Annotated in this window: 14 protein-coding genes; 5 read left to right on the forward strand and 9 right to left on the reverse strand. The window is 69.9% G+C overall.

What is annotated here, in order from left to right; translation table 11 throughout:
* Positions 1-99: 99 nt before the first annotated feature.
* From gspG to xerD, 7 genes are all read right to left on the reverse strand, one after another.
* Complete coding sequence (gspG, locus tag A7A76_RS14085) at positions 100-540, reverse strand: type II secretion system major pseudopilin GspG (RefSeq protein WP_206411778.1); 441 nt, start codon at positions 538-540, stop codon at positions 100-102.
* A 319-nt stretch (positions 541-859) separates the two neighbouring features.
* Positions 860-2,077 carry a type II secretion system protein XpsF gene (xpsF, locus tag A7A76_RS14090; RefSeq protein ID WP_206411779.1) on the reverse strand — a complete coding sequence of 406 codons (1,218 nt, stop codon included), beginning with the start codon at positions 2,075-2,077 and terminating at the stop codon, positions 860-862.
* A gap of 131 nt (positions 2,078-2,208) precedes the next feature.
* On the reverse strand, positions 2,209-3,882 hold the full coding sequence (gspE, locus tag A7A76_RS14095; RefSeq protein WP_343225337.1) for a type II secretion system ATPase GspE: 1,674 nt from the start codon (positions 3,880-3,882) through the stop codon (positions 2,209-2,211).
* Positions 3,883-4,262: 380 nt separating this feature from the next.
* Positions 4,263-4,706 (reverse strand): hypothetical protein, encoded by a 444-nt coding sequence (locus A7A76_RS14100; RefSeq protein ID WP_206411781.1) that lies wholly within the window; start codon positions 4,704-4,706, stop codon positions 4,263-4,265.
* A 108-nt stretch (positions 4,707-4,814) separates the two neighbouring features.
* Positions 4,815-8,759, reverse strand: a complete 3,945-nt coding sequence (gene purL / locus A7A76_RS14105) for a phosphoribosylformylglycinamidine synthase (RefSeq protein WP_206411782.1) — start codon at positions 8,757-8,759, stop codon at positions 4,815-4,817.
* A 299-nt stretch (positions 8,760-9,058) separates the two neighbouring features.
* On the reverse strand, positions 9,059-9,934 hold the full coding sequence (locus tag A7A76_RS14110; RefSeq protein WP_206411783.1) for a DsbC family protein: 876 nt from the start codon (positions 9,932-9,934) through the stop codon (positions 9,059-9,061).
* A 200-nt stretch (positions 9,935-10,134) separates the two neighbouring features.
* Positions 10,135-11,079 carry a site-specific tyrosine recombinase XerD gene (gene xerD / locus A7A76_RS14115; RefSeq protein ID WP_206411784.1) on the reverse strand — a complete coding sequence of 315 codons (945 nt, stop codon included), beginning with the start codon at positions 11,077-11,079 and terminating at the stop codon, positions 10,135-10,137.
* Positions 11,080-11,223: 144 nt separating this feature from the next.
* Between xerD and A7A76_RS14120 the strand changes: the two genes are divergently transcribed.
* Positions 11,224-11,703, forward strand: coding sequence for an RDD family protein (locus tag A7A76_RS14120; protein WP_206411785.1), 480 nt, complete (start codon positions 11,224-11,226; stop codon positions 11,701-11,703).
* Positions 11,704-11,880: 177 nt separating this feature from the next.
* Here A7A76_RS14120 and lptG read toward each other — a convergent pair whose 3' ends face one another.
* Positions 11,881-12,981: an LPS export ABC transporter permease LptG gene (gene lptG / locus A7A76_RS14125; protein ID WP_206411786.1), complete on the reverse strand. Its 1,101-nt coding sequence runs from the start codon at positions 12,979-12,981 to the stop codon at positions 11,881-11,883.
* Positions 12,978-14,060, reverse strand: coding sequence for an LPS export ABC transporter permease LptF (gene lptF / locus A7A76_RS14130; protein WP_206411787.1), 1,083 nt, complete (start codon positions 14,058-14,060; stop codon positions 12,978-12,980). Before lptF ends, lptG begins: the two co-directional genes overlap by 4 nt.
* Positions 14,061-14,347: 287 nt before the next feature.
* Between lptF and A7A76_RS14135 the strand changes: the two genes are divergently transcribed.
* The 4 genes from A7A76_RS14135 to A7A76_RS14150 all read left to right on the forward strand — a co-directional run bounded on the left by A7A76_RS14135 (position 14,348) and on the right by A7A76_RS14150 (position 20,458).
* Entirely contained in the window at positions 14,348-15,814 is a 1,467-nt protein-coding gene (locus tag A7A76_RS14135) for a leucyl aminopeptidase (protein ID WP_206411788.1), read from the forward strand.
* A gap of 115 nt (positions 15,815-15,929) precedes the next feature.
* Positions 15,930-16,355 (forward strand): DNA polymerase III subunit chi, encoded by a 426-nt coding sequence (locus A7A76_RS14140; protein WP_206411789.1) that lies wholly within the window; start codon positions 15,930-15,932, stop codon positions 16,353-16,355.
* A gap of 157 nt (positions 16,356-16,512) precedes the next feature.
* Positions 16,513-19,278, forward strand: a complete 2,766-nt coding sequence (locus A7A76_RS14145) for a valine--tRNA ligase (RefSeq protein ID WP_206411790.1) — start codon at positions 16,513-16,515, stop codon at positions 19,276-19,278.
* A 298-nt stretch (positions 19,279-19,576) separates the two neighbouring features.
* Positions 19,577-20,458 carry a DUF2785 domain-containing protein gene (locus A7A76_RS14150; protein ID WP_206411791.1) on the forward strand — a complete coding sequence of 294 codons (882 nt, stop codon included), beginning with the start codon at positions 19,577-19,579 and terminating at the stop codon, positions 20,456-20,458.
* Positions 20,459-20,616 lie beyond the last annotated feature (158 nt).

Raw genomic sequence — 20,616 nt, forward strand, 5'->3', positions numbered from 1 at the left:
CGTGCGGCGCGCGGGCGCGCCGACCGCGTTCGCGGCCGGTCCCCGACGCCCTCCGCGGGCGGAGGGACTGTGCCGCGCGGCGAGCATCTATCGCGGCGCTCAGTTGTTGTTCTTGATGTCGCCGTCGACGCTGCTGCCGCCCGGCTTGCCGTCCTTGCCGTAGCTGACCAGGTCGTAGGGGCCGCTCTCGCCCGGCTGGCGGTACTCGATCGGGTGGCCCCACGGATCCTTCAGCTCGGCTTCCTTCGCGTACGGGCCGAGCCAGCCGCTGGCGTCGGCCGGCTGCTTGACCAGTTCCTCCAGCGTGCCGGGCAGGCGGCCGGTGTCCATCTGGAACGAATCGATCTTGCCCGACAGCGTCTGGATCTGGCCCTTGGCGAGGTTGTAGTCGCCGCGGTCCTTGCCGCCGAGCACGCGGTTGCCGACGAAGGCCAGCACCGCGCCGATCAGCACGATCACGATGATGATCTCGATCAGGCTCATGCCCTGCTGTTTGCGGGCCGGGGACGGGGAGCGGGTCATGGAGCGGAGGTTGCGCATCGTCGTCGTCATCCGTTGTTGGCGGCAGTGGCGCACTGCCTGGGTTGCAGTGGCAGGGAAAGGGAAAGACTGCGGCGCCGGCACGGCCGCCCGCGATGGGCGGCGCGTCCGGCTTCGCGGGTGAACGTCTCGCGAACGCGGACGGGGTCGCAAGGATTCTGTTCCGCGCCGATTTGCAAAGTTCGCCGCGTCCGGCCCGCGGTACAGGCTGCGTTCAAGCCGCGCGCATGAACAGGCGCGCAGACGTGATGCAGCGCGGCAAATCCGCGTTCGCGGGGCGGCGCAAGCTCGAAGGCGGACGACGCGCGGGCGGCCATGCTCAGCCGATCTGGTTGGTGAGGTCGTACAGCGGCAGCAGCACCGCCATCACCACCGTGCCGACGATGCCGGCCAGGACCACGGTCACCACCGGCACCAGCGCGGCGAGCATGCGGTCCAGGGCCATGCCGGTGTCCTGCTCGAAGGTCTCGGCGGTCTTCATCAGCATCGCGTCGAGCGCGCCGGACTCCTCGCCGACCTGGATCATCTGCAGGGCCAGGCGCGGAAACCGCTTGCCCTTGGCCAGCGCGGTCGACAGCGCCACGCCGTTCTTGACCTCTTCGGCGGCGGCATCGACATCGGCGGCGAGCACGCGGTTGTTGAGCACGTTGCGGCCGATGCCGATCGCGGTCATCAGCGGCACGCCGTTGCGCACCAGGGTGCCGAGCGTGCGCGCCAGCCGCGCGGTCTCGATCTTGCCGATCAGCGGGCCGACGAACTTGCGCTTGAGCAGCCACTCGTCCAGCGCTTCGCGGAACGCCGGATCGCGGCGCTTGCGGTCGAACCACAGCCCGGCCAGCGCCGGCACCGCGACCAGCACGATCCACCACTCGCGCACGAAGGTGCCGGCCCACAGCACCATCTGGGTGAAGAACGGCAGCTGCGCGTCGAGGCTTTCGTACATCGCGCCGAACTGCGGCACCACGTAGCCGAGCAGGAACAGCAGGCTGCCGCCGACCATCAGCAGCAGGATCGCCGGATAGATCAGCGCGTTGATGACCCGGCCCTGCAACTGGCGGGTGCGTTCGAGGTAATCGTCGAGCCGCGCCAGGGTTTCGTGCAGATTGCCGCCGGCCTCGCCGGCGCGGACCATGTTGATGTACAGGCGCGAGAACGTGCCGTGCTGGCGCTCCAGCGCCACCGACAGCGAGGTGCCGCCGCGCACCGCGTCGCGGATGTCGGCGACGGTGCTCTTGGCCGCTTCGTCCTCGGGCAGGTCGAGCAGGATGGTCAGCGCGCGGTCGAGCGGCTGGCCGGCGCCGAGCAGCGTGGACAACTGCTGGGTGAACTGGACCAGGCGCGCGCCGGTGAACGGCTTGGGCTTGAACAGCCCGCGCCAGCTCGAACCCGCGCCCGCCTCCGAGGCCAGCTTGGCCTCCACCGGCAGATGCCCCTGCTCCTGCAGGCGCTGCACGACCTCGGCGCCGCTGGCGGCTTCCATCTGGCCGTCGAGCAGTTCGCCGCGGGCGTTGAGGGCTTTGTAGTGGAAGAGGGGCATGGGGCCTGGAGCGGGATTAGGGGACAGGGGTTGGGGAACCGAGGGACGACGCAGAACTGGAAACCGTTCGAGTTCGGGGCGCAATCAGGGTTCCCCATCCCCCAATCCCGCTTTCGATCCCCCGCTCCACCTCAAGCATCCTCGGTCACCCGCAGCACTTCCTCGATCGTGGTCAGCCCGGCCAGCGCCTTGGCGATGCCGTCCTCGTACATGGTGCGCATGCCGGCGGTCTCGCGCGCGATCTGCTCGATCTCGCCCATGCCGGCGTGGCGCATCACCGCGCGGCGCAGTTCGTCGTTCATGACCAGGAATTCCATGATCGTGGTGCGGCCGTGGTAGCCGCTGGGCGCGGCCGCCGAACCGCGCGGGCGGTACAGGTGGATATCGCCTTCGGGCTGGTAGCGGCGCAGCGAGAATTTTTCGATTTCCTCGGGGGAAGCGAGGTATTTCTCGGCGTGGGTCGGCTCCAGCCGGCGCACCAGGCGCTGGGCCAGGATGCCGTTGATGGTCGAGGTCAGCAGGTAATCCTCCACGCCCATGTCGAGCAGGCGGGTGATGCCGCCGGCGGCGTTGTTGGTGTGCAGCGTGCTGAGCACCAGGTGGCCGGTCAGCGCCGACTGGATCGCGATCTTGCACGTCTCCAGATCGCGCATTTCGCCGATCATGATGATGTCCGGGTCCTGACGCACGATCGAGCGCAGGGCGTGGGCGAAATCCAGGCCGATCTGCGGCTTGGCCTGGATCTGGTTGATGCCCTCGATCTGGTACTCGACCGGATCCTCGACGGTGATGATCTTGACGTCGCTGGTGTTGAGCTTGCTCAGCGCGGTGTACAGCGTGGTGGTCTTGCCCGAGCCGGTCGGGCCGGTCACCAGCATGATCCCGTGCGGCTGGTCGAGCACCTTCTGGAACTGCGGCAGGAACTCGTCGGTGAAGCCGAGCTTGTAGAAATCGAACACCACGGTTTCGCGGTCGAGCAATCGCATCACCACCGACTCGCCGTGCGCGGTCGGCACCGTGCTCACGCGCAGGTCGAGCTCCTTGCCCTGCACCCGCAGCATGATGCGGCCGTCCTGCGGCAGGCGGCGCTCGGCGATGTTGAGCTTGGCCATGATCTTGATGCGGCTGATCACCGCGGCGGTGAGGTTGGCCGGCGGGCTCTCGCCCTCGGCCAGCACGCCGTCGATGCGGTAGCGCACCTTGAGCCGGTTCTCGAACGGCTCGATGTGGATGTCGGAGGCGCGCAGCTCGACCGCGCGCTGGATCACCAGGTTCACCAGCCGGATCACCGGCGCTTCCGAGGCCAGGTCGCGCAGGTGCTCGACGTCGTCGAGGTCGCCGCTGCCGTCGCCTTCGGCGGTCTCCACGATCGCGCCCATCGCGCTGCGGCCCTGGCCGAACCAGCGCTCGACCAGGTCGCCGACCTCGGCGCGCAGCGCCACCGCCGGACGGATCTGGCGGCCGCCGCTGGCCAGGCGCAGCGCGTCGAGCTGGTAGGCATCCTGCGGATCGGCCATCAGCACATCGACGTGGGTCTCGCTCTCGGCCACCGGGCACAGCGCGAACTGCTTCATGAACTTCGGGGTCAGGCTGACGCCCTCGGGCGGCAGCTCCGGCGCGTCCTTGACGCTGACCAGGGGCAGCCCCAGCACCGCCGCGACGGTCTCGGCGTGGTCGCGCTCGGACACCAGCCCGAGCCGGGCCAGCAGCGCCAGCAGGCTGCCGCCGGTTTCCTCCTGCAGGCGCCGGGCGCGGATCAGGTCGGCGTCCTTGAGCCTGCCCTTGGCCAGCAGGGCGTCGACGATGCGCGCGTCGACGGCGGCCTGGCCGTCGTCGGCGGTGCCCGCCTCGGGGCCGGCGTGCGCATCGGTACTGTGGGCTACGGCATTCACATCGCGCTCCTGCGTATCACATTCTCGCGAGCCCGCGAGTGGGCCCTGACTTTAGCAGTTTCGATCGCGGTCTTTGCCAGTGCCGGCGAGAGCGCGAAAAGACCGGCGCAAGCGCGTCCGGACAAACCGAAAAGTTAATCCATCCACGTTTCAGCAGGCGAGAACGAAAACCACCGCGGCGGATTTAAAGCCCTGGTCACATTTCTTTCGGTCGTCGCAGCAGGCGACGGCTTGCCGGCCATGAGCGGTTGTGGCTGCCTGGGCGTCGCACCGAGGCGGCGCCGGTTGCCGGCTCATCGCGCGTCCCGGGGACCGACGAGGTCGCGCCAGCCGCGCAGGTCGGATATCCGGCCGCTGGACAGGGCTTCGCCGATGCGTCCGCGCAGGGCCTCGTCGGTGTCCACGCGGATCGAGGAATCGGCGAGCGCGCCCGTCGTCAAGCATACGAACGCGGGCGCACGGGCCTGCTCGGCGCACCGGCGCAGCAGCGCGTTCATCGCGGCCGCGGTCGCCCGGTCGGCGAAACGCCATCGCGACAGCCCGCGCACGGGCGAACCGCCGCCTCGGGCGATAGCCAGCGCATCGGCGATGCGGGCGAATGCTTCGGATTCGATGGGAACCACCGAAAACAGGCGGCGATCGTCCCATCGGGTCCAGGCCACGATCTCGAAGTAACAGCAATCGACCCCGAAAGCCGCTTGTGCGAATCCCTTCAAGGGACCGTCGTAATAATCCAAAACGATCGCGGCCGGTCCCGCCGCTTCGCATCCGGCGAACCTCAGCAAAAAACAACGGGCGCCCTCGCGGACGCCCGTCGGTTCGTGGTTATCGCGTCGGCCGTCGCGTCACCCCACCCAAACCCGCGCATTGCGGAACATCCGCAGCCACGGCGAATCCCCCGCCCAGTCCTTCGGCGCCCAGCTGAAGTTGGCCGCGCGCAGGGTGCGTTCGGGGTGCGGCATCATGATCGTGGCGCGGCCGTCGCGGCTGCTCAGGCCGGCGATGCCGTCGGGCGAGCCGTTGGGGTTGAGCGGGTAGCGCTCGGCCACGCGGCCGTCGCCGTCGATGTAGCGCAGCGCGATGTCGGCCGCGCTGCGGTCGAGGTTGTCGGCGAAGCTGGCGCGGCCTTCGCCGTGGGCGATGGCGACCGGGATGCGCGAGCCGGCCATGCCGCGCAGGAACAGCGACGGCGATTCGACCACTTCCAGCAGGCCCAGGCGCGCTTCGAACTGTTCGCTGCGGTTGCGCAGGAACACCGGCCAGTGCTCGGCGCCGGGGATGATCGGCTTGAGCTGGGCCAGCATCTGGCAGCCGTTGCACACGCCCAGCGAGAAGCTGTCCTCGCGCGCGAAGAACGCGGCGAAGGCTTCGCGCAGCGCGCTGCGCTCCAGGATGCTGGTGGCCCAGCCGCGGCCCGCGCCGAGCACGTCGCCGTAGCTGAAGCCGCCGCAGGCGGCGAAGCCCTTGAAGTCGGCGAGGTCGAAGCGGCCCGAGATCAGGTCGCTCATGTGCACGTCGAAGGCTTCGAAGCCGGCCTGGTCGAACGCGGCGGCCATTTCGATCTGGCCGTTGACGCCCTGCTCGCGCAGGATCGCCACCTTCGGCCGCGCGCCCGTGCCGACGAACGGCGCGGCGATGTCCTCGTTCGGGTCGAAGCCGAGCTTGGGCTTGAGCCCCGGCGCGGCGAAGTCGCGCGCGAGCGCGCGCTCCTCGTCGGCGCACTCGGGGTTGTCGCGCAGCTTCTGCAGCGCGTGGCTGGTCGACCACCACGCGTCGAACAGCTCGTCCCAGCGCCATTCGACGATGATCTTGCCTTCGTCGCGGACCCGCACCGACGGCGCCGTGGTCGGCTTGGCTATGCGCTGGGCGCAATCGATCAAACCGTGACGCGCGACCAGGTCGGCGAACACCGCGCGGTCTTCATCGTGGATCTGCACGATCGCGCCGAGCTCTTCGTTGAACAGGGTGCGGAACGGATCCTCGCCCCAGCCGTCGAGGCTGATGTCCAGGCCCAGGCGCGAGCAGAACGCCATTTCCGCCAGCGCGGCGAACGCGCCGCCGTCGCTGCGGTCGTGGTAGGCCAGCAGCAGGCCGGCTTCGCGCGCGTCGCGGATCAGTTCGAAGAAATCGCGCAGGCGCTGCGGGCTGTCGAGGTCGGGCACGCCGCTGCTGTGGCGGGCGCCGTCGACGGGCGCGCCGGCGAACGCCGGCAGGCCGCTGCCGTCCGACGCGTTGCCGGCGCCGGCCTGCGGATGCACCTGCGCCAGCACCGAACCGCCCAGGCGCTGCTTGCCCGCGCCCAGGCCGATCAGCCACAGCTCGGTGTCGGCTTCGCGCGACAGCAGCGGGGTGAGCTGCTGGCGCACGTCGACCACCGGCGCGAACGCGCTGACGATCAGCGACACCGGCGACACCGACTTGCCGGCGCTGTCGCCCGAGCCCCACTGCGCCTGCATCGACAGCGAATCCTTGCCGACCGGGATGCTCAGTTCGAGTTCCGGGCACAGTTCCATGCCCACGGCCTTGACCGCGTCGAACAGCAACGCGTCTTCGCCCGGGTGCGAGGCCGCCGCCATCCAGTTCGCCGACAGCTTGATCCGGTTCAGCGATTCCACCGGCGCCGCGCACAGGTTGGTGATCGCCTCGCCGACCGCCATGCGCGCGGCCGCGGCCGCGTCGAGCAGGGCCAGCGGGGTGCGTTCGCCGATCGCCATCGCCTCGCCGACATGGCCGTCGAAGCCGCTGAAAGTGATCGCGCAGTCGGCCACCGGCAGCTGCCACGGGCCGACCATTTGGTCGCGCGCGACCAGGCCGCCGACGGTGCGGTCGCCGATGGTGATGAGGAAGTTCTTCGCCGCCACGGTCGGATGGGCGAGCACGCGCAGGCCGGCGTCGCGCAGGTCCAGGCCGCTCCAGTCCAGCTCCGGCCACGGCGCGGGCGCGGGGTGGCGGGTGTCGCGGTGCATCTTCGGCGGCTTGCCGAACAGCACGTCCATCGGCAGATCGATCGGCCAGTCTCGGCCGCTTTCGCGCGCGTTCTCGACCGTCGCGCCGTAGCCGACGACCAGATGCTCCTCGGCGGTGGCATAGCCGACCACCGCGAACGGGCAACGCTCGCGTTCGCAGATCGCGGCGAAATCGGCGACGCGGTCGGCCGGCAGGCCGAGCACGTAGCGTTCCTGCGATTCGTTGCACCACAGCTGCATCGGCGACAGCGAGGGATCGTCGCTGGGCACGCGCGCCAGATCGATCACGCCGCCGAGACCTGAGTCGTGCAGCAGTTCGGGAATCGCGTTGGACAGGCCGCCGGCGCCGACGTCGTGGGCGCTGTCGATCGGATTGGCCGCGCCGAGCGCGACGCAGCGGTCGATGACTTCCTGGCAGCGCCGCTCCATTTCCGGGTTGTCGCGCTGCACGCTGGCGAAGTCGAGCGATTCGTCGCTGTCGCCGGACGCGACCGAACTGGCCGCGCCGCCGCCCAGGCCGATCAGCATCGCCGGGCCGCCGAGCACGATCACCGCATGGCCGGGCTTGAGGCCGAGCTTGGCCACCTGCACGCGGTCGATCGCGCCGAGGCCGCCGGCGAGCATGATCGGCTTGTCGTAGGCGCGGGTAATCGCGCCCTGGTCGAGCTCGAAGCTGCGGAAGTAGCCGTTGAGGTTGGGCCGGCCGAATTCGTTGTTGAACGCCGCCGCGCCGATCGGGCCGTCGAGCATGATCTCCAGTGCCGGCGCCATGCGCGGATTGAGCGCGCGCTCGCCTTCCCACGGTTGCGGCAAGGTCGGGATGCGCAGGTGCGAAACGCTGAAACCGCACAAACCGGCCTTCGGACGGCCGCCGCGGCCGGTCGCGCCTTCGTCGCGGATTTCGCCGCCGTTGCCGGTGCTTGCTCCTGGAAAGGGAGCAATTGCGGTCGGGTGGTTGTGGGTTTCGACCTTGATGCAGAACGCCGAATCGACCTGCGCCTCGGCCGCGTAGGCCTGGCTGCCCGGCTGCGGGCGGAACCGGCGCGCCGGATAGCCTTCCACCACCGCGGCGTTGTCGCTGTACGCCGACAGCGTGTTCTCCGGCGTCTGCGCGTGGGTGTGCTTGATCATCTTGAACAGCGACTGCGGCTGGTCGCGGCCGTCGAGCGTCCAGGAGGCGTTGAAGATCTTGTGCCGGCAGTGCTCGGAGTTGGCCTGGGCGAACATCATCAGTTCGACGTCGGCCGGCGCGCGGCCGAGCGCGGCGTAGCGTTCGCGCAGGTAGGCGATCTCGTCCTCGGCCAGGGCCAGGCCGAGGCGGGCGTTGGCCGCTTCCAGATCGTCCAGGGCGATGCGCTCGAGTTCGCCGCGGGCGGGCACCGCGAACAGCGCGGCCGCGTCGTCGCGGGTGTCCAGCAGCGACTGGGTCATCGGGTCGTGCAGCACCTTGGCCAGCGCGCCCTGGGTCGGCGCATCGTCGGGCCAGCCGCTGAGGTCGTAGCGCAGGCCGCGCTCGACCCGCTTGACCGGCTGGCCGGCGCCGCGCAGCAGCTCGGTGGCCTTGCTGGCCCACGGCGACAGCGTGCCCAGGCGCGGGGTCGCATAGCGCGACACCGCCCCGCTCGCGCGCGGCGCCTCGCCGGCTTCGGCCTGCAGGATGCGGCGCAGGGTGGCGTCGTCGGGCGTGCGGCCGGGCTCGGGCTCGACCCAGTACACGGGCCAGGCATTGAGCAGGCGGACGGCGGGATGGAGGGCGGACAGGCGGGCTTGCAGCCGCTCGCGGCGGAACGAAGACAGGGCCGAGGGGCCCTCGAGGACGATCATGTCCGAAGAACCGTGCAACGCAGGGCCCGTCATTGTACCCGAAGGGCCGGCGCGGCTCGGCTCCCGGATGCTGCGACCACTCCCCCTGTAGGAGCGGCGCAAGCCGCGACCGCGCCGCCACGCCGTCCGGCGGGCAGTTCGGTTCTGGCCGCGTGCCGGTCCATCGGGGCTGGCGCCGAAGCCGAGGGGGCGCGGTCGCGGCTTGCGCCGCTCCTACAGGGGGGCCATGCGGGTTACCGGCGCCAAAACGCCGAAAGGCCCGCGGGGCGGGCCTTTCGGGGGAAACGAGCGGGACGGGTTTAGCGGCCGCCGACCGGGGTCGCGACCGCCGCGGTCGGCTTGGCCGCGGTCTTGGACTCGGCCGCCAGCTTGTCCAGCGCCTCGCGCAGCTGCGCCGGCGGGACGTAGCCGCCGAGCTGGACGCCGTCGGCGTTGAGGATCATCGGGGTGCCGGTCAGGCCGGCGCGCTGGCCGACCTCGTACTGCTGCTCGACCGTGTTCTTGCACTGCTTGGACGAGACGCTGCCGTGGTCGGACTTGGCGTCGGTCAGGGCCTTGCGGCGATCGGCCGCGCACCACACCGAGACCATCTTCTTGTAGTCCTCGCTGCCGATGCCCATGCGCGGGAACGCCAGGTATTCCACCGCGATGCCCTGGCGGTTGTACTCGGCGATCTCGCTGTGCAGCTTGCGGCAGTAGCCGCATTCCACGTCGGTGAACACGGTGACGGTGTGCTTGGGATTGGCCGGGGCAAACACGATGCGCTCGCTGGCCGGGATGGTCTTGAGCAGGTCGCGGCGCATGCCGGCCAGGGTGTCTTCCATCAGGTTGCGCTTGGCCTGGGTGTCGAACAGGGCGCCCCCGGAACCGGGCAGGAACAGGTAGCGGCCATCGTCGCTGACATAGACCACCTGGCCCTGGACCAGGGCTTCGCGGAAGCCCGGCATCGGCGCGGCGCCGACCTTGTCGATGTTGACCTTGGGATTGAGCGTGCGCACCGCCTCGACCGCGCGCGCGTCGGCGCTGCCCGCGGCGACCTTGGGAGCGGTGCCGGCGACGGCCTCGGCGGCCGGCTTGACCGGATCGGCCTTGGCGGCCGCGGCGGCGCCCGGCGGCGTCTGGGCGCAGGCGGACAGGCTGATGGCGCCGAGCACGGCGAAGAGGATGCGCTTCATCTGCAAAGAATCCTTGGCGGGAGGCAATGGGCGTTGGACCGCCCGGGGGACAGTAGGTTCGGCCGATTGTGGCACGGCCGGGGTTTGCAGTTCGTGTTCCGCGACCCGGGTCACGCCGGCGCGGGGCGCCGGCGTTGGACGCCGGTCGCGGATTGCCTGTCGCCACGGCGGACCGCGGTCCGGACGGCCCGCGGCCCGCCCTAGCCGCGCGGATGGTGCCTGGCGTGCAGGCGCTTGAGCTGCTCGCGCGCGACCAGGGTGTAGATCTGGGTGGTCGACAGCGAGCTGTGGCCGAGCAGCAATTGCAGCGCGCGCAGGTCGGCGCCGCGGTTGAGCAGGTGGGTGGCGAAGCTGTGGCGCAGGCCGTGCGGGCTGATCCGGGCCGGGTCGATCCCGGCCAGCGCGGCGTAACGCTTGACCAGGTGCCAGAACGCCTGCCGGCTCGGCGCCTCGCCGCTGGCCTCGAGGAACAGCGGCGCCAGCGCGCGCTTGCCCGCGAGCTTGGGCCGGGCCTGGGCCAGGTAGCGCTCGAGCCAGTGCTGCGCCTCCTCGCCCAGCGGCACCAGCCGTTCCTTGCTGCCCTTGCCCATCACCCGCAACACGCCCTGGCGCAGGTTGATCGCGGTCGCCGGCAGATGCACCAGTTCGCTGACGCGCAGGCCGCAGGCGTACATCAGCTCGAGCATGGCGCGGTCGCGCAGGCCCAGCGGCGTGTCGGCGTCGGGCGCGGCCAGCAGCGCGTCGATCTGGGTCTCGGCCAGCGCCTTGGGCAGCGAGCGCGGCAGCTTCGGCGGCGCCAGCAGCGCGGTCGGGTCGTCGCGGCGCAGGCCGCGGCGCAGGCGGAAGGCGTAGAACGCGCGCAGCGCCGACAGCAGGCGCGCGTTGCTGCGCGGCGAATAGCCCTCGCGGGTGCGCCAGGCCAGATAGTCGAACAGCGCCGCGCGGTCGGCGTCGGCCAGGCCGCGGCCGTCGCGCCAGCGCGCCAGCCCTTCCAGATCGCGGCGGTAGCTGTGCAGGGTCTGCTGGGCCAGGCCGCTTTCGGCCCAGATCGCGTCGAGAAACGCCGCGATCGCATCCGCGTCGGCCGTTTCCAGCGGCGGCAAGGCCATGGCCTGAGTGCGGCGTTCGGCGGGAGTGGCGGTCATGGCGGGAGCTTAGAACAACAGGACATAGTGGATGACAGAAGGTAGCGAATAGGAGTTAGGAGATAGCAAGAGCAACAGCCCCGGTGCCCTGCCCTTGCTATCTCCTAACTCCTATTCGCTACCTCCTGCCTTTATCCTGCCGCGATGACCGAACCCACCGCCGCCGCACCGCCCGACCGCCCCGCCGCCCTGATCGGCTGGCGCCTGCTCTCGCTGCTGTACGACTTCCTGCCGCTGCTGGCGCTGTGGATGCTGATCGGCGCGGTCATGGTGGTGTCGTTCACCCTCGCCGGGCACGACACCCACGAAAACATCCGCCCGCTGACCGCGTGGTGGTTCGTCGAATGGGCGCTGTGCTGGCTGGTCGCCGGCGGCTACGCCACGCTGAGCTGGCGCCGCGGCGGGCAGACCCTGGGCATGCGGCCGTGGCGGTTGTACGTGGTCGGCGCCGACGGCGTCGCGCCGGGCTGGAAGGCGCTGTGGCTGCGCTACGCGGTCGGCACGCTGTCGCTGCTGCTCGGCGGACTGGGCTTCTGGTGGGCGTGGCTCGACCGCGACCGGCTGACCTGGCACGACCGCGCCAGCGCCACGCGCACCGTGCGCAGGCCCAAGCGCCCGCGCTGAGCGCCCGCGAATGCCCGACCGCCCCTGTAGGAGCGGCGCAAGCCGCGACCGCGAAACCTCAGCGGCGGCGCAGGCCGCGATGTCCGTCGTTACGCGGGAAGCGGAGTCGCGCCGGCCGGCGCGGTGGCGCGGTCGCGGCTCGCGCCGCTCCTACCAGGCGATACCGGCAGGCAGGGGCTAGCCGGACCTTCTTCGGAACAAGAACGCCGACACCGACAGCATCACCACCGTGGGCATCAGATAGGCCAGGCGGAAGTCGAAGCGGAACACCTTGGCCAGTTCGACGAACTGGTTCTGCAGCAGCCAGAACATCAGCGCGAACACGATGCCGATGAACAAGCGCTTGCTCATGCCGCCGCTGCGCAGGCTGCCGAACGCGAACGGCACCGCCGCCAGGCACAACGCCAGCACGTTGAGCGGATAGAACCAGCGACCCCAGTAATGGGCTTCGAACTCGGCCGCGTCGAGCTGGTTGCGCTGGCGGTCTTCGATCGCCTTGTGCAGGGCCGCGGCGCTGAGGTAGCGCGGCCGGTTGGTGCCGCTCATCAGCGCCGAGCTGTCGAGCCTGGACTGCCAGCGCTCTTCGGCGACGTGCTTCTTCTCGGCCGATTTCTCGTGGAAGGTGGTGCGGGTGACGTCGCGCAGCAGCCAGCCGCCGGGGCGGTGCTCGGCGACGCCGGCGACCGCGATCGAGGCCAGCCGGCCGTCGGCGCCGAACTGGTAGAGGTTGACGTTGCGCAGTTCCAGCCAGCGGTCGGCGCCCTGGCTGCGCTCCTGGCCCTGGCTGGCGGCGAGGATCACGTCGCCCTCGCGCGCCCACAGGCCGGAGTATTCGGCCACCACCTGGTTGTTGGACTTGGCCGCGGTCTTGAGGCCCTCGGCGCGGCGCTGGGCTTCCGGCGCCAGGGTCTCGCCGTTGATCACCATCGCCAGGGTCAGCAGGGTCAGCGCGCCGGCCACGGCCAGGCTGAGCCGGCGCCGCGACAGGCCGACCGCGCGCAGCACGGTTAGCTCCGAGGTCGAGGCCAGCTGGCCCAGCGCCATCAGCGAACCCACCACCGAGGCGTAGGGGAACAGCGCATAGGCGCGGCGCGGCACGGTCAGGGCCATGTAGGCCAGCGCCTGCATGATTCCGTAGCGGCCCTTGCCGATGTCGCCGAACTCGCCGACGAAGCTGAGCATGAAATCCAGGCCCAGCAGCACCGCCCAGGTCAGCAGCACGGTGCTCAGCACCACCCGGCCGACGTAGATGTCGTGGATCTTCGGGAACGGCTTCATGCCGCGACCCTCCGCCGGCCGAGGCTGCCGTCGCGCAGATACATCCACAGCGCCACCGCCAGCAGCGGCACGCTCAGCCACCACAGGCCGAGCAGGCTCGGGATCTTGCCGTCCTCGAGCCAGCCGGTGCCCATCATCATGAAGTTGAAACCGATCAGATAGGCCAGGAAGCCGATCAGCATGCTGCCGTAGCGGGCCTGGCGCGGGGTGCTGCGCGCCAGCGGAATCGCCAGCAGGGCGAAGGCCAGCGCCAGCAGCGGCGGGGTCAGACGGTAGTTGAGCTGGGCCCAGGCTTCCGGGCGCGGGTCGCCGACCAGTTGCAGGGTGGTCAGCATTTCCGGCGATTTCGGGTCGTAGCGGTCCTCGTTGGCCGGCAGCAGCACGTCGTTGCGCTTGTAGCGCATCAGCCGGTAGTTGAGGTCGCCGTTGGCCGGGCCTTCGACCTCGAAGCCGTCGTCCAGGGTCAGGTAGCGCTCGCCGCTGGCGTCGACGGTCAGGCGCCCGGTCCTGGAGGTGGTGATGTCGCGCCGGTCGGGCTTGTTGCGGTAGATGAAGACCCGGTCGAAGCTCTTGCCGTCGTTGGACATGCCGCCGACGTAGATCACCCCGCCGCCGTTGGGCAGGCCGGTGAAGGCGCCCGGCTCCAGGCCCGCCACCACCAGGCTGCGGTTGGCCTCGTTGATCATTTCGCGCGAGGAGCGGTCGGCCCAGGGGCCGAGCCACAGCGAGCAGGCGCCGACCACCAGCACGATCGGCCCGGCCACCAGCAGCAGCGGCTTGAGCAGCCGGCGCGGGCCGACGCCGACCGAGGCGATCACCGGCATTTCCGAATCGCGGTACAGCCGGCCCATGCCCAGCATCAGGCCCAGCATCAGCGCCAGCGGCAGGATCAGCGGCAGCCACTTGATCAGGACCAGGCCCAGCTGGATCAGCATCAGCCCGGCCGGCACCTTGCCCTTGGCGATGTCCTCGAGCACGTCGGTGAACGCGCCGCCGACGCAGACGATCAGCAACACCACCAGGGTGGCGAAGATCGCCTGGGCGAATTCGCCGGTCAGGTATCGGTCAAGCTTCTGCATGAGGCGTGAGGGCGCGCTTCGGAATGGGCTTCGGCATCGGGCGGGCTTGCTTTAAACTCGGGAGTTCGTTCGACGGCGGGCCTGCCCTCGTCGCCCGGAGGCCGGTCGGATCCGGCTCCGGAATACTCAGGCGGGCCGGGCCCGGTCGCGATTCCTTCCGCACTGCGCGTCGCCGGCGCTCCGCCGGTTCCGCGTTCCGCCCGCAGGGCATGCGTTCTCAGGATCGGCCCCGGCACAGCCGGACGATTGTACGTACTCACCTACCTATCTGCTCGGGAATCTGTTGGATGACCCTCGAATTCGACCTGAACCGCGACGCTGCGGCCGCCGCCCAAACCGATTGCGTCGTGGTAGGCGCCTTCGCCGACAAGACCCTGACCGCTGCCGCGCGAACGCTGGATGAAGCCAGCGGCGGCCGCCTGACCGTGCTGCTGGAGCGCGGCGACATCAGCGGCAAGACCGGCAAGACCGCGCTGCTGCACGACGTCGCCGGCGTGGCTTCGCCGCGCGTGCTGGTGGTCGGCCTGGGCGAGCCGGGCAAGTTCGGCGTGGCCCAGTACCTCAAGGCGGTGGGCGATGCGGCCCGCGCGCTCAAGGCCGGCCCGGTCGCGCACGCGCTGCTGACCCTCAGCGAAGAGCCCGTGGCCGGCCGCGACGCCGCCTGGGCGATCCGCCAGGCCGCCATCGCCGCCGACCACGCCTGCTACCGCTACACCGCCACGCTCGGCAAGAAGAAGGACGAGCCGGGCCTGCGCAAGCTCTCCATCAGCGGCGCCGACGCCGCCGCGCTGGCCCAGGGCCAGGCCATCGCCGCCGGCGTGCAGTTCGCCCGCGAACTCGGCAACCTGCCGCCGAACGTCTGCAACCCGGCCTACCTGGCCGAGCAGGCCAGCGAATTCGCCGGCCGCTTCGCCAACACCGAGTGCGAAGTGCTCGACCGCGCGCAGATGCAGGAACTGGGCATGGGCTCGCTGCTCGCGGTCGCGCGCGGCTCGGCCAATCCGCCCAAGCTCATCGTGCTCAAGTACAACAACGGCGGCGACGCCAAGCCGTATGTGCTGGTCGGCAAGGGCATCACCTTCGACACCGGCGGCATCAACCTCAAGGTGCAAGGCGGCATCGAGGAGATGAAGTTCGACATGTGCGGCGCGGCCTCGGTGCTGGGCGCGTTCGTGTCGGCGGTCGGCATGCAGTTGCCGATCAACCTGGTGGTGATCGTGCCGGCGGTGGAGAACATGCCCGACGCCGACGCCTACCGCCCGTCCGACGTGCTCACCAGCATGTCCGGCAAGACCATCGAAGTCGGCAACACCGACGCCGAAGGCCGCCTGATCCTGTGCGACGCGCTGACCTACGCGCAGCGTTTCGAACCGCAGGCCCTGCTCGACGTCGCCACCCTGACCGGCGCCTGCGTGGTCGCCCTAGGCAAGTTCGCCAGCGGCCTGATGAGCAAGGACGACGACCTCGCCGCCGAACTGCTCGGCGCCGGCGAGCAGGTGTTCGACCGCGCCTGGCGCCTGCCGCTGTGGGACGAATACCAGACCCAGCTCGAATCCAGCTTCGCCGACGTCTACAACATCGGCGGCCGCTGGGCCGGCGCGATCACCGCCGGCTGCTTCCTGGCCCGCTTCACCGAAGGCCAGCGCTGGGCGCACCTGGACATCGCCGGCGTCTCGAATGAAGAAGGCAAGCGCGGCCTGGCGACCGGCCGGCCGGTCGGCCTGTTGTCGCAGTGGCTGCTCGAGCGCGGTTGATGCTGTTGCGTTCTAGGAAATAAAGGGAAAGCGGGGACGGGGAATGGCGGTCTCGCCGCTCCGTTCCCCAATCCCTGTTCCCCTGGTTCCTCTCTTTCCCGCTTCCAAAACCCTTATGCCCCGCGCCGACTTCTACCTCATCCAATCGCCGCGCTTCAAAGAAGAACCGCTGCGGTTGGTCTGCGAGCTGGCGCGCAAGGCCCACGCCGCCAACCTGCCGACCCTGATCCTGGCGCGCAGCGCCGAGCAGGCCGAGCAGCTCGACGACCTGCTGTGGGACATGGGCGAGGACGCCTACATCCCGCACCAGATCGCCGGCCTGGACGAAGACGAGGACGAAGCCGAAGTGCTGATCGCCGCGCCCGACAGCGATACCGCGCTGCGCCCGCTGGTGATCAACCTGCGCGACGCGGCGGTGGCCGACGGCTTCGAGCGCGTGCTGGAAGTGGTGCCCGCCGACGACAGCGCGCGCGGCCCGCTGCGCGAGCGCTGGAAGCAGTACCAGGCGCGCGGCCTGCAGCTCAACAAACACGATATGTAGTCGGGGTTGAAAGGCGGGAAAAGCGGAAGCGGGGTTGGGGAACTGTGGGTTCGAGTCGGTTTGGACGCTCTGCCTCGCTCCCCTCAGTTCCCCAACCCCGCTTCCGCTTTCCCCGCCTTCGCACTCCCGTTTTTCCCCTCCACTACCGACCTACACCATGTCCCTCGACTCCAGCTACGATCCCAAACAGTTCGAAGCCCGCCTGTACGAACAGTGGGAAAGCAGCGGCGTATTCAAGCCGCGCGGCGAGGGCCCGGCCTACACCATCCTGCTGCCGCCGCCGAACGTCACCGGCACCCTGCACATGGGCCACGCGTTCCAGCACACGCTGCAGGACGCGCTGATCCGCTACCACCGCATGCTCGGCTGCGACGCGCTGTGGCAGATGGGCACCGACCACGCCGGCATCGCCACCGAGATGGTGGTGGCGCGCAACCTCGGCCAGGAAGGCTTGACCCGCGACGGCCTGGGCCGCGAGGGCTTCATCGAGAAGGTGTGGGAATGGAAGCAGCATTCCGGCGGCGTGATCGAGCGGCAGATGCGCCGCCTGGGCGCGTCGGGCGACTGGTCGCGCTCGGTGTTCACGATGGATCCGATCGCCTCCACCGCGGTGGTCGAGGCCTTCGTGCGCATGCACGAGCAAGGCCTGATCTACCGCGGCCAGCGCCTGGTCAACTGGGATCCGGTGCTGAAGACCGCGATCTCGGACCTGGAAGTCGTCAACGAGGAAGAGAACGGCTTCCTGTGGTCGATCAGCTACCCGCTCGCCGACGGCAGCGCCACGCTCGTGGTCGCGACCACGCGCCCGGAAACCATGCTCGGCGACACCGCGGTGATGGTCCACCCGGACGATGAGCGCTACCAGCACCTGATCGGCAAGACCGTCAAGCTGCCGCTGAGCGAGCGCGAGATTCCGGTCATCGCCGACGCCTACGTCGACCGCGAGTTCGGCACCGGCGTGGTCAAGGTCACCCCGGCGCACGACTTCAACGACTACGCGGTGGGCCAGCGCCACGACCTGCCGCTGATCAACATCTTCACCCCCGAAGCGAAGGTCAACGACAACGCGCCGGCCAAGTACGTCGGCCTGGACCGGTTCGAAGCGCGCAAGGCCGTGCTCGCCGATCTGGAAGCGCTGGGCCTGCTGGTCGAAACCAAGGACCACAAGCTGCAGGTGCCGCGCGGCGACCGTACCAATCAGGTGATCGAGCCGTACCTGACCGACCAGTGGTTCGTGAAGATGGACGGCCTGGCCGCGCGCGGCCTGGAGATCGTCGAGAAGGGCGACGTGCGCTTCGTTCCGGGCAACTGGATCAACACCTATCGCCACTGGATGGAGAACATCCAGGACTGGTGCATCAGCCGCCAGCTGTGGTGGGGCCACCGCATTCCGGCGTGGTACGACGAGGCCGGCAACGCTTACGTGGGCCGCGACGAAGCGCAGGCGCGCGCGCGCGCCGGGCTCGGCGCGGACGTCGCGCTGCGCCAGGACGACGACGTGCTGGAGACCTGGTTCTCCTCCGGCCTGTGGCCGTTCAGCACCATGGGCTGGCCGGACGAGGCGGCGATGGGCGCGCGCGGCTACGAGCGCTATCTGCCGACCAGCGTGTTGGTCACCGGCTTCGACATCATCTTCTTCTGGGTCGCGCGCATGATCATGCTGACCGACCACTTCACCGGCGAGGTGCCGTTCAAGGACGTCTACATCCACGGCCTGGTGCGCGACAAGGACGGGCAGAAGATGTCCAAGTCCAAGGGCAACGTGCTCGACCCGCTGGACCTGATCGACGGCATCACCCTGGACGAGCTGGTCGCCAAGCGCACCTCGGGCCTGATGCAGCCGAAGATGGCCGAGAAGATCGAAAAGGCCACGCGCAAGGAATTCCCCGAAGGCATCCCGGCCTTCGGCGCCGACGCGCTGCGCTTCACCATCGCCGCGCTGGCCACCCACGGCCGCGACATCAAGTTCGACCTCGGCCGCGCCGAGGGCTACAAGAACTTCTGCAACAAGCTGTGGAACGCTACCCGCTTCGTGCTGATGAACACCGACGGCGCCAGCTTCAGCGGCGCGCCGCAGCCCCAGACCGACGCCGAGCGCTGGATCCTCGCGCGCCTGGACAAGACCGCGGCCGAGGCCGCCGAGCATTTCGCCGCCTACCGCTTCGACCTGCTGACCCAGTGCCTGTACGAATTCGCCTGGAACGCCTACTGCGACTGGTTCGTCGAACTGGCCAAGCCGGCGCTGCAGGGCGAGGACCGCGCCGCCGCCGACAGCACCCGCCACACCCTGCTGTACGTGCTCGAACGCCTGCTGTCGCTGCTGCATCCGCTGATTCCGTTCGTGACCGACGAGCTGTGGCAGCAGATCGCGCCGAAGCTGGGCATTGCCGAGACCACGGTGATGCTGCGGCCGTATCCGCGCGCCGGCGAAGCGCAGGGCGATTTCGCCCGGGCCGAAGGCGACGTGGAATGGCTCAAGGCGATGGTGTCGGCGCTGCGCAAGGTGCGCAGCGAGCTCAACGTCAAGCCGTCGGATCAGGTCTCGCTGTTGCTGGCCAAAGGCGATAGCTCCGACCGCGAGCGCGCCGCGCGTTTCGACGCCTCGCTCAAGTTCTTGACCAAGCTCGACCGGATCGAATTCGTCGAGGACGCGGCCTCCGCGCCGCCGGCCGCGCCGGCGGTGGTCGGCGAGCTGACCCTGCTGGTGCCGCTGCCGGCGGACAAGCTCGATGCCGAGCGCGTGCGCCTGGACAAGGCGATCAAGAACGTCGACAGCGAGATCGCCAAGGCCCGAGCCAAGCTGTCCAGCGACACCTTCGTGCAGAACGCGCCGGCGGCGGTGGTCGAGCAGGAGCGCAAGCGCCTGGTCGATTGGACCGGGATGCTGGACGAGCTCAAGCGCCAGCGCGCGAAGCTGGACTGAGCGCTGGCTGGTCCGGGCATGAGCCGGGCTGAGCGTTGCCTGGCACGGACGCGAGCCGGACTGAGCGTCGCTTGGCCCAGGCGCAAGCCGGACTGAGCATTGCTTGCCCCGGGCGTAAGCAGGACTGAGTACGTGTTGACCTGAGCGCAAGCGGCTCTGAGCGTAAACCGGCTTGAGCCCAAAAGCCGGCCCGAGTGCGAAAGGGCCGCTTGCGCGGTCGGGCGTGGCCCAAGCGGCTCTTGCAGCGCACGAAAACGGCGGCCTAGTCTGGGCCGCCGTTTTCGTTGGGGAACTCCCGATGCGCCGCGCCCTGCCGTTGAGCCTGTGCCTGCTGGCGACGCCGCTGTTCGCCGCGCCCTGCCCGCCCGCGGGCTACGACGCCGCCGCGCTGCGCGAACTCAAGGCGCAGCGGTTCGCCCTGCCCGATCCCGCCGCCAAGCCCGCGCTGGCGCAGGCGCTGCTCGCCTGCCTGTCCGATCCCGATCCGGAACTGCGCGACGGCATCGCCTTCGACGCCCTGAGCCAGTGGCTGCGCGCCGGCGACTTCGACCCGGCGACGCTGCGCAACCTGCGCGAGTCGCTGTACGCCGCGCTCGACGGCGCCGACGCCGACGGCTTCGCCCGGCCGTTCGCCGCGCTGGCGCTGTCCGAGATCGCGCGCAGCGACCGCGTCGCGCCGTGGATGCGCGCCGACGAACGCGCGGCGATGGTCGAGCATGCCACGGCCTATCTGGAATCGGTGCGCGACTATCGCGGCTACGACCCGCGCGAGGGCTGGCGCCACGGCGTCGCCCACGGCGCCGACTGGCTGTTGCAGCTGAGCCTGAATCCCGCGCTGAAACCGGCGCAGCAACAACGCCTCATCGCCGCGATCGCCACCCAGGCGGTGCCGGCGTCCGGCCATGCCTACGTGTTCGGCGAACCCGAGCGGCTGGCGCGGCCGCTGCTGGCCGCCGCCGCGCGCGCCGATTGGCCGGCCGACCGCTGGCAGGCCTGGATCGCCGCGCTCGCCGCCAAGGTCGGCGCGCTCGATCGCAACGACTACGCCGGTTGGCTGGGCCGCCGCCACGATCTGCGCGCGTTCCTGCTGCAGGTGCATTGGCTGGCCGGGCGCAGCGGGGATGCGCGGCTTCGGGCGCTGGGGGGTGCGGTCGGGGAGGCGTTGAAGCGCCTGGATTGATGCGGAAGTTGGGCGCGGCGGCTGGCGCTAGAAGCTTCAAAGTCATGTCGCGATGAAGCCCTGGATTCCCGCTTTCGCGGGAATGACGGTAGATAGGTTTCGCCGCGTCTGCCCCAAATCGTCATGCCCGCGAAGGCGGGCATCCAGAGACTTCAGAG

This window comes from Lysobacter enzymogenes (assembly GCF_017168095.1).
In the GTDB taxonomy this organism is placed as follows: domain Bacteria; phylum Pseudomonadota; class Gammaproteobacteria; order Xanthomonadales; family Xanthomonadaceae; genus Lysobacter; species Lysobacter enzymogenes_D.

Coding starts and splice junctions, on each gene's coding strand:
- gspG (WP_206411778.1), bottom strand. CDS start 540: ATGCGCAACCTCCGCTCCATGACCCGCTCCCCGTCCCCGGCCCGCAAA.
- xpsF (WP_206411779.1), bottom strand. CDS start 2,077: ATGCCCCTCTTCCACTACAAAGCCCTCAACGCCCGCGGCGAACTGCTC.
- purL (WP_206411782.1), bottom strand. CDS start 8,759: ATGATCGTCCTCGAGGGCCCCTCGGCCCTGTCTTCGTTCCGCCGCGAG.
- A7A76_RS14110 (WP_206411783.1), bottom strand. CDS start 9,934: ATGAAGCGCATCCTCTTCGCCGTGCTCGGCGCCATCAGCCTGTCCGCC.
- xerD (WP_206411784.1), bottom strand. CDS start 11,079: ATGACCGCCACTCCCGCCGAACGCCGCACTCAGGCCATGGCCTTGCCG.
- A7A76_RS14120 (WP_206411785.1), top strand. CDS start 11,224: ATGACCGAACCCACCGCCGCCGCACCGCCCGACCGCCCCGCCGCCCTG.
- lptG (WP_206411786.1), bottom strand. CDS start 12,981: ATGAAGCCGTTCCCGAAGATCCACGACATCTACGTCGGCCGGGTGGTG.
- lptF (WP_206411787.1), bottom strand. CDS start 14,060: ATGCAGAAGCTTGACCGATACCTGACCGGCGAATTCGCCCAGGCGATC.
- A7A76_RS14135 (WP_206411788.1), top strand. CDS start 14,348: ATGACCCTCGAATTCGACCTGAACCGCGACGCTGCGGCCGCCGCCCAA.
- A7A76_RS14140 (WP_206411789.1), top strand. CDS start 15,930: ATGCCCCGCGCCGACTTCTACCTCATCCAATCGCCGCGCTTCAAAGAA.
- A7A76_RS14145 (WP_206411790.1), top strand. CDS start 16,513: ATGTCCCTCGACTCCAGCTACGATCCCAAACAGTTCGAAGCCCGCCTG.
- A7A76_RS14150 (WP_206411791.1), top strand. CDS start 19,577: ATGCGCCGCGCCCTGCCGTTGAGCCTGTGCCTGCTGGCGACGCCGCTG.